9 protein-coding genes are annotated in these 13,757 nt (G+C 63.9%); 1 reads left to right on the forward strand and 8 read right to left on the reverse strand.

All coding sequences use genetic code 11. The features are described from left to right. Positions 1 to 61: 61 nt before the first annotated feature. The 5 genes from ACSU1L_RS07315 to ACSU1L_RS07335 all read right to left on the reverse strand — a co-directional run bounded on the left by ACSU1L_RS07315 (position 62) and on the right by ACSU1L_RS07335 (position 7,068). Positions 62 to 1,609 (reverse strand): ABC transporter substrate-binding protein, encoded by a 1,548-nt coding sequence (locus ACSU1L_RS07315; RefSeq protein WP_438253870.1) that lies wholly within the window; start codon positions 1,607 to 1,609, stop codon positions 62 to 64. Positions 1,610 to 1,742: 133 nt separating this feature from the next. Further along, complete coding sequence (locus ACSU1L_RS07320; protein WP_438253869.1) at positions 1,743 to 2,603, reverse strand: HpcH/HpaI aldolase family protein; 861 nt, start codon at positions 2,601 to 2,603, stop codon at positions 1,743 to 1,745. Between the two features lie 128 nt (positions 2,604 to 2,731). Beyond that, positions 2,732 to 3,214, reverse strand: coding sequence for a Zn-ribbon domain-containing OB-fold protein (locus tag ACSU1L_RS07325; protein ID WP_439255254.1), 483 nt, complete (start codon positions 3,212 to 3,214; stop codon positions 2,732 to 2,734). An 11-nt stretch (positions 3,215 to 3,225) separates the two neighbouring features. Continuing rightward, on the reverse strand, positions 3,226 to 4,467 hold the full coding sequence (locus ACSU1L_RS07330; RefSeq protein ID WP_438253868.1) for a thiolase C-terminal domain-containing protein: 1,242 nt from the start codon (positions 4,465 to 4,467) through the stop codon (positions 3,226 to 3,228). A 42-nt stretch (positions 4,468 to 4,509) separates the two neighbouring features. Then, positions 4,510 to 7,068 carry a CoA transferase gene (locus ACSU1L_RS07335; RefSeq protein WP_438253867.1) on the reverse strand — a complete coding sequence of 853 codons (2,559 nt, stop codon included), beginning with the start codon at positions 7,066 to 7,068 and terminating at the stop codon, positions 4,510 to 4,512. A 359-nt stretch (positions 7,069 to 7,427) separates the two neighbouring features. On the opposite strand from ACSU1L_RS07335, the gene ACSU1L_RS07340 reads away from it, so the two are divergent. Further along, complete coding sequence (locus tag ACSU1L_RS07340; protein WP_438253866.1) at positions 7,428 to 8,978, forward strand: ABC transporter substrate-binding protein; 1,551 nt, start codon at positions 7,428 to 7,430, stop codon at positions 8,976 to 8,978. Between the two features lie 178 nt (positions 8,979 to 9,156). Here the strand turns inward: ACSU1L_RS07340 and ACSU1L_RS07345 are convergent, their stop codons facing one another. From ACSU1L_RS07345 to ACSU1L_RS07355, 3 genes are read right to left on the reverse strand one after another with little or no spacing between them, the layout of a single operon-like run. Further along, complete coding sequence (locus tag ACSU1L_RS07345; RefSeq protein ID WP_438253865.1) at positions 9,157 to 11,445, reverse strand: arylsulfatase; 2,289 nt, start codon at positions 11,443 to 11,445, stop codon at positions 9,157 to 9,159. 28 nt (positions 11,446 to 11,473) lie between these two features. Continuing rightward, positions 11,474 to 12,442, reverse strand: a complete 969-nt coding sequence (locus tag ACSU1L_RS07350; protein WP_438253864.1) for an alpha/beta fold hydrolase — start codon at positions 12,440 to 12,442, stop codon at positions 11,474 to 11,476. 57 nt (positions 12,443 to 12,499) lie between these two features. Next, positions 12,500 to 13,726 carry a CaiB/BaiF CoA transferase family protein gene (locus tag ACSU1L_RS07355; protein WP_439255255.1) on the reverse strand — a complete coding sequence of 409 codons (1,227 nt, stop codon included), beginning with the start codon at positions 13,724 to 13,726 and terminating at the stop codon, positions 12,500 to 12,502. Between the last annotated feature and the right edge of the window lie 31 nt (positions 13,727 to 13,757).

The following is a 13,757-nucleotide window of genomic DNA, read 5'->3' on the forward strand; positions in this document are numbered from 1 at the left end:
TCTCCCGTTTCCTTCGAGACGGAGCCGGTGGGAGCAGCACTGTCCCCACCGGCGCATCCTGTTACTTCTTGACGCCGAGCCCGTCGATGATCGGGTACCCGGCCTGCCATTCCTGCATCCCGACGAAGTCCTCGCTGTACGCGACGGTGTAGTTCCGCCACATGACCGGAATGTACGCCGACATGTTCTCACGCGTGAGTTCGGCGATCTCGTCGAAGATGGCGTCGTGCTCGTCGCCATCTGCCGTGAATTGCGCCTGACGGATCAGATCCTCCACGCCGGGCACTTCGATCTTCCCGGGGTTGCGGATCGTCTCCGTGCTGATGTGCCGCCACAGGAACGGCGCCGGGTCGACGTCGGGGACCAGGTTCTGCGTCGCGATCGCGATCGTGGGGTTGGCCCACGTGGCGTCGGCGACACCGCTGCCCGGGGGGAAGGTGAGCTCGACTTTGACGCCGATCTCGGCCCAGCTGGCCTGAATGGCCTCGGCGAGCTGCTTGTTGTTCGCCTGCGCGGCCATCGTGTAGGTGAAGCCGTCGGGGTACCCTGCCTCAGCGAGGAGCTTCTTGGCGCCGTCGATGTCGTACGGAATCTCACCCAGGTTTTCGTTGTAGCCGACGCGTCCGGGAGCGATCAGCTGATCGGCGACGGTCGCGCGGCCGAAGTTCAGCCCCTGCACGATCCCTTCGCGGTCGATCGCCATCGACAGCGCCCTGCGAACGCGCGGATCCTCGAGCTCGGGAGCAAGGTCGTCGTTGAGACCGATGGCGACGAGCTGCGCTCCCAGCACGGTGTACGTGCGGATGCCGGCGGCCTCGACGGCATCGACCTGTGCTGGCTCGATCACGGCCATGTCGATCTCGTTCGAGCGAATGGCGTTCGCCATGGCGACGGGGTCTTCGATCCAGCGGACGGTGACGCCGCCGAGCTTGACGGCATCCGCGTTCCAGTGGTCGGGGTTCGGCACCAAGCCGGCTTCGGACCCTTCGATGTACTTCTCGACGAGGAACTTGCCCGTGCCGACCGGGGAGGCGAAGTCACCGGATTCCACCGTTTCTGCGCTGAGGATCAGTCCCGCGCGGCCTGCGAGCACCTGAGGGAACCCCACGTTCGCACTGGTCAGCGCGATCCGCACGTGGGTCTCGTCGACTGCTTCGACGCTGCTGATTCCCGCAAGGTCGGCCTTCGTGTTCGACCCGTCACCCGCGTAGTAGTCCAGCGTCGCGATGACATCCTCCGACCCGAAGGTCGAGCCGTCGTTGAAGACGACTCCCTCGCGCAGCGTCAGGTCCCACGTCAGACCGCCGTCGTCCGTGGACCATTCCTCCGCAAGGGAGGGAACCAGGTCCAGATCGGCATCGAGACCGATGAGGTTGTCGTACACGAGCTGATAGATCGGCACGATCGTCGCGCCGGGCATCGTCGCGGGGTCCCACGACGTCCCGAAGAAGCGTACGCCGATCGAGATCTCTGCGTTCGGGTCCGTCTCCGCGGTCGCTCCCGATTCCTCGGCGGTGTTCCCGCCTGCGCACCCGGAGAGCACGATCGTGACGGCGAGAAGACCCGCGCCCCACGTCCGCGCCCGGCGCTTCTGAGTATTCCTGAGCATGTCACTCCTTTGTGAGTTGTCCCGCTAAATGTAAAGATTCGACACACGGTCACTAGATTAGATGTTACACATATCTCGGCAGGCGTCAAACCCCGGTCGCTCGAAGGACGTGCGGGACTACCGGGCACGGCCTCTACGATCTGCCGGCCGCCCGCAGCCCGGCACGAAGCACCTCATACGACGGCAACTCACGCGTGAAGATGAAGCGGTAGCCATCCGCCACCTTCTGCTCGATCGACGTCGCGTTGCCTCGGGCAGTGCCGTAGGGAACGCCAAACTCATGGCAGGCCCGGATCACCTCGCCTACCGCGGACTCGACCTCCGGCGTTGACTTACCCCCATAACCCATCGACACCGAAAGGTCGTTCTCTCCGATCAGCACCACGCCAGGGCGCGACGACGCCACGCTGAGGATTCGGCGAATGTTGCTTACGCCTTCCACGTGCTCGCACTGCAGGATCGGCAGAATCTCCCCGTCAGGGTTCTGCGGCCAGACGTCCGCCTTCTCGTAGTACTCGTCCGGCGTGAGACCCCAATAGCGCACCGCATGGGTCGGTGCATGCCCCCTCAACCCGGAAGGTTCGGTGGAAGTCCGAGACTGTGGACGGGGGTATCTGCACGACGCAATGGCATGCTCGGCCTCTTCGACTGTGTTGACCATCGGGAAGATTACGCCGAACACCCCGAGGTCGAGCACCTGCTTCACTATCCATTCATTGCGTTCGCGTCCGTTCACCGGCACGCGGACGAACGGAACGATCGAGGGCGCCACCGTCTCTGCCCGATGGATCTGGCGCCTGTTCAAGAGGAACTGCAGCGAAATACGCAGCGCATCGACATCGTATGGGTTGTGCTCGAGGTCAAACGTCACCATGTCGTAGGGAGAATCGGCGAGTGCATTCGCCTCCTGGTAACTGCCCGCTGAAGCCACGAGCGGCCCGAAAGCTGGGAGTCCGTCCTCAAGAAGGCCGACAACCTTATTGAGCCGCGTCATGACATCTTCCCCCGGCCGTCTGTGCACTGGGCGCCCACGCAACTCCACTGGTGGCGTCGACCGCCCGCCAACGACGGCGCCCCGGCTGCGCGGATTTCCCCGCAGCCGGGGCGCCGCTCGAACGACTGCTACCCGAGTTCTTCGTCATCGATCAGCCTGAACTGCGGGAGCGCCCGTGTCTCGTCGATGTCGGCAAAACAGACCTCGACCCTGCGACCGATCCGTATCTCGCCCTCTCGACGTTCCGGCTGCATGACGTCCTCCGCGACGAGATTGGTAATGAGCCGCACTGAGACCGCTTCGCCCTCGCGTCCGTCGCGCCATGGCACATTCCGCTGCTCGTCGAGCTCGACCAGGACAATCGGATAGGGCACCCAGTCGCGGAACTGCGGCTGGATCGCATGCATGACCATCTGCCAGCTGTAAATCTGGCCGCGTCCACTCACCTCGCGCCAGCTCCAGTTCGGCGACGCGCAGAAAGGACAGCCGGAACCGATGGCACCCCGCAGCAAACTGCAGTCATCGCAGCTCTGGACGACCAGTCGCCCTGCCTTCGCATGCTCGAAGTACCCCTGGCGTTCGGAGTCGTTGCTCTCGACGATCAGATCCATTCCGAGATACATCACTTACCCCCCAGAATCAGCGCGCTCGTGGTCGAGACGACGCCCGATTCCCCCATCGACATCGCGAGCTCGGCATCTTTGACCTGACGACAACCAGCCGAGTAATCATAGGTGTGTTTCCTCCGGCCCGCCGCGTCCACCTCACAGTAATCATCAGCTTCGTGGCGCAGCTGCCGAACATTCTCGATGACGAGGCTCATTCCGTTCGTGTAGCCCTCGCAGAGCAGCCCTCCGCTTGTGTTATTAGGCCGGATACCGCCAAGCTCAATCGCACCGCTCGTGACGTAGTCGCCTCCTTCTCCCCTCTCGCAGAAGCCGTATCCTTCCAGCAGGAAGAGCGTAGTGAAGGTGAAAGCGTCATACGCGCCGGTGATCTGAATGTCCTCGGGGCCTACACCTGCGTTCCGGAACACCGTGCGAGCGGCGTACTCACCCGCCTGCCGCGTGATGGGGTCGCACTGATAGTGGTAGAACGCGGACGGGAAGGGCTTGGTGACGCGGCCCGCGACGGACTTCACGTACACCGGACGTTGCCGTAGATTTCGTGCGCGCTCCGCTGAGGTAACGATGATGCATGTTGCGTTGTCGGTCTCCAGACAGCAATCCAGCAGGTGAGTCGCCGGCTTAGAGATCCAACGCGAGGACAGGACATCGTCGACGGTCACGGGGTCCTTGAAGTATGCCTTCGGATTGTTGGCGGCATGCTTGCTGTGCACCACACGGATGTGCGCGAGTTGTTCGTTCGTCGTGCCGTACTCGTGCATATGCCGGGCGATGGCGAACTGGAACTTCTGCGCTGCCGACTTGTACCCGTACGGGAGTGTGTCCAGGTCCTGACCCGTGATCTTCGTCGCAACGCCCGTCTTGTCCGTCGGTGTACCGCCGATGCGAACGCCGCTGTAGCCGTTCATCGCTCGGAAGATGACGATCGTGTGGGCCATGCCCGCTTCAATAGCTCCCATGGCGAGCCCGACGAGGGCCTCCGTACTCGACCCGCCGCCCTGGCAGTCCATGTAGAAGTTGAGCTGAATGCCCAGGTCGAGCGCCATCGCCGTCGAGGCGGTGGAGTCCCGATCGCTATAGCTCATCATTCCATCGACGTCTTCAGGTCGAAGCCCGGCGTCAGCCAACGCGTTTCGAATCGCCTCCGTCCCGAGCGCTCGGGTGGTTCGGCCGGAGTTCTTCGTGTACTCAGTTTCGCCGACGCCGACGATGCAGTACTTATCTCGCAGATTGCCCATCTTCTTCCTCTCTTCAGAATTCAATTACCGGACCCTCTTGATTCAGAGGGCTCCGTCCGTAGCCAAGTCCGCGATCTCTTCCTCCGTAAGACCCAAGACGTCGCGAAGCACGTAGTTGTTGTCCTGGCCGTAGCTGGGTCCGCTCCTGCGCAGCATCCCTCCGATGCGCGCGGGTGTTCGCGACAGCCGGAATGCCACGTCTCGAACCGGCCATCTGCCCATGTCGATCTGGTCAAGCTCAGCCATCCACCGATCGCTCCACAGTTGCGGATCGCTGTCGCAGCGATCGGCTGCTGTCTGGCAGATCCCTGCAGGCACCGCCTCCGCCTGCAACCGCATCATGAGTTCGTTGCCGTCCCAGCCTCGAGTGGCCTCCGCGATGAATGAATCGAGACGATCGACATCGCGGAGCCGACCATCCATGGACGCGAACGCCGGATCATCCGCCCAGGCGGGCGATCCGAGCACCTCTACCAGGCTCCGCCATTGTGTGTCGGTCATACAGGTGATTGCGATCCATCGGTCGTCCCCCGCAACCGGGTAGACATTGTGCGGGGCCGACTTCAGGTACGAAGGCCGATTCCCCTGTCGCGCCGACGGACGTCCATTCACCTGGTAGTCGACGATCGGAAGTCCGGCGAGCACCAGCCCGATCTCCACCTGTGAGAGATCCAGGTGAACACCTTGCCCCGACGCGTCGCGTTGATAAAGTCCGGCAAGGACCGCCGACGCCATGTTGTAAGCCCCGTACCAGTCGAGATATGAGTATCCGATCCCGGCGGGAGGATAGGGATCGGGCAGACCGCTCATCTCCGTCAGCCCGGAGAAGGCCTGTGCACTCGGCCCGTAGGTGCGCACGTCGCCGTAGCTCCCGTGAGCGCCCATTCCGGATTGTGCGACGTAGACGAGTCGAGGATTCAGTTCACGCAATCGCTCCGACGAGAAGCCCAGCCGCGCCAGGGTACCCGGAGAGAAGCCTTCGATGAGCACGTCCGCTTCCTCCACGAGACGCGTGAGGATCTCCAGCCCCCGATCGCTCTTCAGATTCAAGCTGAAGCTGCGCTTGCCGGCGTTCGCTTCGAGGAAGGCCCCGCTCTGGTTGATGCTCGTGCGCTCAGGCGTGAGACGTGATGTCGCACGGTCCCGTTCCTCTCTGCCGCCCGGTGGGACGAGGCCGACGCTGTTCCGATACCCGTCGAGGCGAGAATCGTGCTCGACCTTGATCACCTCGGCGCCGAGCGCGGCGAGGAATCGCCCCGCGCCCCCGCTCGCGAGCACCCAGGAGAGATCGACTACTCGAACACCGGCGAGCGGCCAATCCTGCAGCTCCGCATCGCTTCCGTCCGCGTGAGCAGGGGCATCCGACGGCAGAGGCGACCCATACTTTTCAGAGGACGATGCTCGCTCCTCGGCGGGGTGCCAGCTCTCCCGTGAATGTGCGCCCAGTCGAGGAGCACCCGCACCGATCGCCCACTTCGAGTCCTCCGAGAACCACCGGCCGAGCGGGTACCTGACCTCGGTCCCGAGATCCTGCTCGAGCACGGTTGCGAACGTGTCGCGTTCCTGCCAATGGGGATCGTGAAGATTCTCCTCAGGCGACCGCACCGGCGCCCACGACATGCCGAGCTCCTGAGCATCCCGCCAGAGGTCCCGTGCGAACGGGAATCGCTGAACCAATGCGTCCACCGCGGCGGATACCCGCGCACTCAGCGCCAGGGTTCCCTTCTTCGCCTCCTCCTGGCACTCGGGCGCATCGAGGCCGTTCTGCATCCCGAAGCGTGAGAGCAAGGCGACGTTCCCACGGTACGCAGGCAGGAAGTGCTGAAGGTACGTGCGGTACGTCGCGAGCCAACGACCATCCTTGGTCATCGCTATGGAACGCTCTGTGGACTGCGGCGACGAGTGCCGGGCAGTCTGCCGCTTGCGCTCCTCGCGGTTGTAGATCCAGCTCGGCAGGTCGAGCTCGGTGCTCTGGCTGACTGCGTGGTGGACGGAGACGGCAACGCGCTGCCCCACCCCCGTCCGCCGCTTGTAGCGGAGGGCGCCGAGAACGCCGATGAGCGCCTGGTCGCCGGCGATGTGATATGCCTGCCCACCCTGGGGGGCTACCGGAGGCGTGTCGTATGCCCCCGTCGGGTCGGGGTCGTATCCGCAGTTCATGACGACTCCGCCGAGCGCGAGGTGGACGAGGTCACTTCCCACGAAGGTGCTCCAGGGACCCTCATCTCCGAACGGAGAAACTCTCACGTGGATGAGGTGGGGCCATCGACCTTCCAGCTCCTGCGGACGGAACACAGGACCGCTCGCCCGCGAATCGATCAGCACATCTGCCGTCTCGAGGAGACTCTCTACGTGCGCACGATCCGCAGATGTATCCAGGCTCGCCACCACACTTCGTTTGCCGAGGTTGTAGTACCGGAAGTGCAGGCTCTGCTCCGGGTCGGTCGGATCACCGGCGAACGGTCCGAGTCGACGCGTCACCTCCCCGCCTGGAGGCTCGATCTTGATGACATCCGCGCCGAGCGAGGCGAGCGTCCGTCCCAGGTACTCGCCGTGCTGGTCGGCGATCTCGAGAACACGAATGCCACTGAGGGGCGCCATCAACCGCCCGACGCCCGCTTGACCTTCCCCAGACCGGCTTCGCGATCGCGGTACACCTGCGTCTGCGTTGGCAATACTCCCCATGTCACTCCCTCGTGATCGACGACCGCCCGCGGCGAGAATCTCCTTATTGCATAATGCAAATTTACTTGTCGTGTGCTCAACGGTTACATAATTTGGCTTCCGTGTCAATCGTGATCGTTACACCGCGGCCCAGCTCTCGATACTGATTCGGCGGCGTTTTTCATCACTTCACAATGGCACCCTTGACCACGAGAGGGACATTGTGTAATGCTCTGACCACGCCGACGGATAATTTGTTACATACCATCTCCGTCTCGCCTTCACAAAGGAGTGACATGCCAAAGACGATCGCCAGACATACTGGTGCGTTCCTCGTGACCCTCGCGCTCATGGCCGCGCCACTGACTGCATGCGCCGCACCGCAGAATGAGGGGAGTCCCGGTTCCGACGCGGCTGCCTCGATGGATCCAGACGGGCACATCACCGTCGGCGTCCGGAACTTGAAGAACTCGTGGGATCCGTCCAAGATGCCCGGATCCACAATCGTGCCGATCTACCAGCTCGTGTACGACCCCCTGATCCTGTTGGGAGACGACAGAGAACTGTTGCCGGGCCTGGCCACGGCGTGGGAGACTCCCGACGGGGGGACAAGCTGGGATATCACGCTACGCGAAGACGTGGTGTTCAGCGACGGAACGGACTTCGACTCTGCGGACGCCGTCGCAACCCTCTCGCACTACATGGCTCCGTCGTCGAACATCCGCGCTGATCTGGCTGAGGTCGTCGACATCACAGCGATCGACGATCATGCGGTGCGCGTGGAGCTGAGCTCCCCCAACGCGACCCTGCCGCTGACATTGGCGGGGGGCGTAGGGCTAATGCTCAGCTCGGAGGTCGTCGCCAGCGGAGACTTCGAGATGCCCGTCGGCACGGGAATGTTCCTGGTGGAGGAGGACGTTCCGGACGTGCAGATCGGGCTCGTCAAGAGTGCGACGCATTGGAATCCCGACGCGGCCCAGGTCGCCGGCGTAACGCTTCGCGCTCTGCGGGATCCCGTCGCGATGTCGAACGCAATCCGCTCCGGCGAGATCGACATCGCGGTCATCGAGCCGACGCAAGCCGACGCGATCGAGTCACAGGGCATCGCGACGTACGACATCGTCGGCGCGGAACTGGTGGCAATGTTCCTGAACCCGGATCTCGCACCTGAACTGGAAGATCCCCGCGTTCGGATGGCCCTGTCGAAAGCCATCGACCGTGCCGGCCTGGTGGACGGAGTGATGTTCGGCCGAGGAGATGTCGCGAATCAGTTCATCGCCCCGGGGCAACCGGGGCACAACTCCGACGTTCCTCAGCCCTCCGCCGACCTCGACGAGGCGAAGCAGCTCCTCTCTGACGCCGGCTACGCCGATGGATTCTCGTTCTCCATGGCGGTCCCTCCCAACAACAAGCAGCTCGCAGAAGCTGTGCAGGCGAGCTGGGCCGAGATCGGCGTCGACGTCGAGCTGGTGTTCCCGGCGACCGGCGGAGTCGCCGAGTCCATCTGGTCCAAGCCGACGATCCCCTCTGCACCGCAGAACCTCGTACCGGGAGTCGACCCTTCCGCATTCCTCTGGCGCCACCTCAGCACCGACACGATCCGCAATCCCGGAGGCGTCGAGGTGCCTGGTCTGAGCGACCTCATGCAAGAGGCGCAGCAGACGATCGATGACGCCGCTCGGGAGGAGCTCTATGCCGAGATCGCCGTGGCGACATCCGAGACCGTGCCCGCGTACATCCCCATTCTGTGGCGAAGCTACACCATCGCGTACCGCGACAATGTCCTCGGCATCACCGAATCCCAGGCCGGATACCCGATGCTCGACGGGGTCGGCGTGAAGAAGTGACCTGACACCTGTGCACGGCACAGCGTTCCCCGCGGATCCTCCGAGAGCGATCTGCGGGGAACGCTTCGTCGCGCGATCGACTTCCCCAGCAACGCGCTGACCCACTGGAACAGCTCCGCGTAAGCAGGGCCACCGCAAGCTCCGCTGATCGCGCCGCGGCCGGCCGGCCGGAAGCTGACTAATCGAAGGCGGCGCTGAAACGCGGCGCCAGCGAGTATCCGGCCTCCGACTGCAGTGGACCGGGCTCGTAGTCGACATGGAGAACCATTCCGGAATATCGATCGACACCGATGCCCCTCGGCCGCTCGAAGTCGACCGGTCCGCCTGCATCGCGACCAACGCTGATGCCTGCGAACGGCGCCATGCCGAGCAGCTGCCGCACCGTTCCAACCTCCTGGAGCTCGCCAGCCCCCTGTGCCATCCAGACCCCCCACCGACGCCCGGGGCGGTGCTCGAATCGCACGGACACCGATCGTCGGCCCGCGAAGGCACTCGGGGATTCCTGCCAGAAGCTGCGGAGCGCTCCGTACTCGTTGTAGATGAGGCGCACACCGCCGGACTCGACCCTGATCGCGTAGCCGCCGCCCTGGTCGCCATGGCTCACCAGCACACCCTCGTCGCCGTCCGAGTGCACGAACACGCAGCGGATCGTGACGGTACGGGACTGCACGAGTCGGGCCGAGCGAAAACGCTCCAGCTGAGGCAGGTCGGGATGCAGGCGAACCGGGGCGGAGAGGTGCGCTTCACTCTCCGGACGCCGCCGCCTCTGGGATCCGTCGTCGAAGATCGGGAACACCCCGTTCTGCCACGCCAACTGCACGAAACGGTCGGCCATTTCCGCCACGAGGTCCGGGAACTCTGAGGCGAGGTCATGAATCTCGGTCGGGTCCGCCCCCAAGTCGTACAGCGCCCAGTCCGCCTCCTTCCAGGCCGGGCCACCGCGCACCGAGCTGACGAGCTTCCAGGGATGGCGGGTGAGGGAGCGTCGCCCGATCAGCTCCTGGTACTGCTCGCGGAGCCGCGCGGCAGCGGGGTCTGCGATGACGTCGCTCAGCGATTCGCCGTCGATGGCAACAGGCTCCCGGCCCTCGGTCCTCGTGACGCGGTCGCAGCCCGCGAGATCCAGAAGTGTGGGACCGATGTCGGTGGCGAAGGCGAACTGCTCTCGGATGCCCCCGTCGCCCTCGGCGCGCGGCAGGCCGGCGGGCCAGGAGATGATCAGCGGCGCCCGCACACCCCCCATCAGCAGATGCGACTTGTAGAGGCGGAAGGGCGTGTTGGACACTTGCGCCCAGCCGCGGGGATAGTGCGACATCGTGCGCGATGTGCCGATCTCCGCGAGCGGAGCCTCGACATCGACAGGCCAGTCCTCGACGTCGGCCGCGACGCCGAACTGGCTGTAGTAGCTGCGTGTGCCATGCGCACCGCCCTCGCCGCTCGCGCCGTTGTCCGAAGTGAAGACAATGATCGTGTTCTCGAGCTCGCCGTGCTCACGCAGGACATCCATGATGCGTCGAGTGCTTTGATCGATGGCATCGACGCCCGCTGCGTACACTTCCATGTACCGCTCGAAGCGCGCTCGCGACGCGTCATCCAGTTCCGTCCAGTCAGCGACGTCGCCTCCTGGCTCGGCGTTAGACGGTGGAAGGCTAGCGCCTTCCGGGATGACTCCCAGCTCCTTCTGGCGGGTGAATCGCTGCTCGCGAAGGCGATCCCACCCTTCCGCGTACCTGCCTCGATACTTGTCCACGGTGCGCACGGGGGCCTGAAGAGGCGCGTGCATTCCCGGATGTGCGAAGTACATGAAAAACGGCCGGCGCTCCCCGGTGCTGTTCGTCTCGCGAATCCAGCGCACCGCCTGATCTGTCAGCTCATCCGTCAGGAAGTAGTCCTCGGCGTACTCCTCGGTGCCCGCGAGCCCGTTGTCCCGGATCAACCGGTGCGGCGAATGCTGGTTGGTGAAGCCGTCGAGGATCCCCAGGAATCTGTCGAATCCCTTCTGCAACGGCCACGATGCTCGTTCTCCCAGGTCATGCTGCTGCGCTTCCGGGGTCAGATGCCATTTGCCGAGCATGAACGTCGCGTAGCCCGCCCCGCCGAACGACTCCGCGAGAGTGGGCACACCAGGCGGAAGGACGAACCGGCTGTGATCATAACCCGGATCGGAGTGGGGGACGGTGGCGAACCCGGCGCGATGCGGATTCAGTCCGGTCAGCAGCGCTGCACGCGCGGGAGCGCAAAGCGGCGGGGTCTGATAGTTCGGCATGCGGTAGCCCGAGGCCGCCAGCTCGTCGAGGGCGGGGGTCTCGATCTCCGAGCCGAAGGGGGCGATGTCGCTGAATCCGAGATCATCGGCGAGGATCACGATCACATTCGGCGCACCCGCAGGCGGCCGGGACGGGTCAGGCCAGGCGGGCTGAACATCCTTCGCAAACTGATAGGGGCGCGGCAGCATCGACTCCGACATTACTCATCCATCCTTCTCGCTGGCAGCGTTACCCCGTCGGGCGCCACTTGGACTTCGACACTGACACCCGGAGAGATCGCTCTTGATCGCCTGTTCGTTCCCCCAGTGTTACATCTAACCCGTTCGAAGGTGACTCGCCATCCTCGAGGAGCCCTCGGATCCTCTCCGCGACGAAATCGGGGCGGTCACTGTGCAGGTTGTGGCCCGCGCCCGCGACCGTCGTCACCTGTGCTCTAGGAACCCGGCGCGCGAACTCATCAGCCTCGTCTTCGGTCACACCGCCCCTCTCGGCCCGGAGAAGCACAGTGCGCGCAGCAGCGCTTGCGAACGCTCGCCACACGCTCTCGCGCTCCCGCGCTCGGAGGGGTGCCGCGTCGACGAACGCCGGATCCCACAGCCACTCGCGGCGACCACCGGACACTGGTCTCGTGTTGCGAATGATCGAACGCTCGAGCGACTCACGTGATCGTTGGGGCATGCGCACAAGCATCGCTTCGACGAGCTCATCGAGCGTACCCGAATGCATCCGTGTCGGATCGCTCATGCCCAGACGATGCGGGGTGGCATCGAGTACGACCAAGTCGCTGACGCCCCCCAGGCTGGAAGCAGCGCATGCCGCGACGAAGCTTCCGAGTGAGTGTCCGACAAAGACGACATCGTTGATCGCGATGGAATCGAGCGCCTCTGCCAGCATGTCAGCCATGGATGCGATTCGATATGACTCGACGGGCAGATGATCCGAGACCCCATGACCAGGCAGGTCGATCGCGAGCGCCGGAAGGTTCAGCTCGAGCAGCATTCGTGACCACGCCCCCGCGTGCAGCCCTGCTCCGTGCAAAAGGATGATCTGCGGCGGCGCTACGCCCCACTGCAAGGCGCTGAGCGAGCCTGAGCTGGTTGGAAGACTGCGTCGCTCGGGTCGCGGTTCGTCAACGCCGAGACGCCGAGCGAGCGCCCCAGTGCCTACCCGATCGGGCTCGCTGCACTCACTCTTCATCACTACACCTGACGATCTTTATGCATTAGGAAAGTTTCCGATCGAACTATGAATGATTCATATTACAGCCGCCTCCGGTTTGTCTCGGATGCTCTCCGATGACTCGACCGTCCCCGTCGAGATCAGCTCCGCGATTTCTTCGCCGGTCCGCCCTAACCATTCATCCAGAACAGCTGCGGTGTCCCGTCCAAGTTCAGGTGCACACGTGAGTTCTGGCGCACGATCGTCTATGAGCCACGGTGCACCCACGACGATCTGCTCGCCAAGTGACGGATGGGTGACGCTACGCAGGAGACCTCTGCTCTGCAGATGCTCGTCATCCAGGAGATCTGGGCCATTCATCACCTTGCTGTTCGCGACGCCGGCAACACTCAGCTCCGCGGCTACTTCGTCTGCGGCGCGAGACGCCACCCAGCTCTGGATTTGATGCTCGGCCACAACTCGCTGATCACCATCGGAGAACCATGCGCTGGCCTGCTCGAGCCCTACGACTGCGAACAATCTCGCTCTCTCTTCTACGGTCCCGGTGGCGATGGCGACCCGCTCATCGTCCCCCGCGCAGCGATAGACGCCATACGGCCATTGCGAGTAGAGCCCGTTGCCCGAACGCAATGGCACCTGACCGGTCAGCTGATACTCCAACACTGAATCGCCCACGAGGCCGGTGATCGCTTGCTGGGCTGACACATCGACCGCTCCGCCCCGTCCCGTCCTCGCCACGCCTAAGAGCGCTGCGATAGTTCCGACAATGGCCACGGTGCCGACACGAAGATCGATGGAGTCTCTAACCTCAGTCGGGGGACCATCGGGGTATCCCGTCAAGTGCCCCAATCCGCCCATGGAGTTGAAGTTCGACGCGTAACCGACGTACCCGGGGTCCGTTCCACCGCGACCTCCGTTAGAGATGCAGGTCACGACGAGATCGGGGCGCTCGCTCTTGAGGTCCTCGTAGCTAAGCCCGAGGCCTTCCAGCGCCCCCGCCCGATAGTTCGACACGATGACATCCGATGTCAGCGCCAGACGCCTCAGAAGCGCCCGCCCGTCCGGTGCTTTGAAGTCGATGCCGATACTCGCCTTTCCCAGATTGACTGAGTTGAAGCGAGCCGAACTGTCGAGCCCCTTCGCTGTCGTGCCGACCATCTGACGGAACAGGTCCGGGCGCTTGGATGATTCAACTTTGACGACAGTCGCGCCCAGCATTGTCAGCAACTGCGTGGAGTACGGGCCCGCGGCCACCCAAGTAAGGTCGAGAACTCGTACGCCCGTGAGGGGTAGGTGTGACAAGCTCGATTCTTGCTCTGCGTGCTCATGCGGA

The organism is Microbacterium sp. A94 (assembly GCF_051842855.1).
Lineage (GTDB): Bacteria > Actinomycetota > Actinomycetes > Actinomycetales > Microbacteriaceae > Microbacterium.

What these genes read in the sequence shown, in the direction of transcription:
- ACSU1L_RS07325 (WP_439255254.1), bottom strand. Translation starts at nt 3,214, where the DNA reads ATGGATCTGATCGTCGAGAGCAACGACTCCGAACGCCAGGGGTACTTC.
- ACSU1L_RS07345 (WP_438253865.1), bottom strand. Translation starts at nt 11,445, where the DNA reads ATGTCGGAGTCGATGCTGCCGCGCCCCTATCAGTTTGCGAAGGATGTT.
- ACSU1L_RS07330 (WP_438253868.1), bottom strand. Translation starts at nt 4,467, where the DNA reads ATGGGCAATCTGCGAGATAAGTACTGCATCGTCGGCGTCGGCGAAACT.
- ACSU1L_RS07350 (WP_438253864.1), bottom strand. Translation starts at nt 12,442, where the DNA reads ATGAAGAGTGAGTGCAGCGAGCCCGATCGGGTAGGCACTGGGGCGCTC.
- ACSU1L_RS07335 (WP_438253867.1), bottom strand. Translation starts at nt 7,068, where the DNA reads ATGGCGCCCCTCAGTGGCATTCGTGTTCTCGAGATCGCCGACCAGCAC.
- ACSU1L_RS07315 (WP_438253870.1), bottom strand. Translation starts at nt 1,609, where the DNA reads ATGCTCAGGAATACTCAGAAGCGCCGGGCGCGGACGTGGGGCGCGGGT.
- ACSU1L_RS07340 (WP_438253866.1), top strand. Translation starts at nt 7,428, where the DNA reads ATGCCAAAGACGATCGCCAGACATACTGGTGCGTTCCTCGTGACCCTC.
- ACSU1L_RS07320 (WP_438253869.1), bottom strand. Translation starts at nt 2,603, where the DNA reads ATGACGCGGCTCAATAAGGTTGTCGGCCTTCTTGAGGACGGACTCCCA.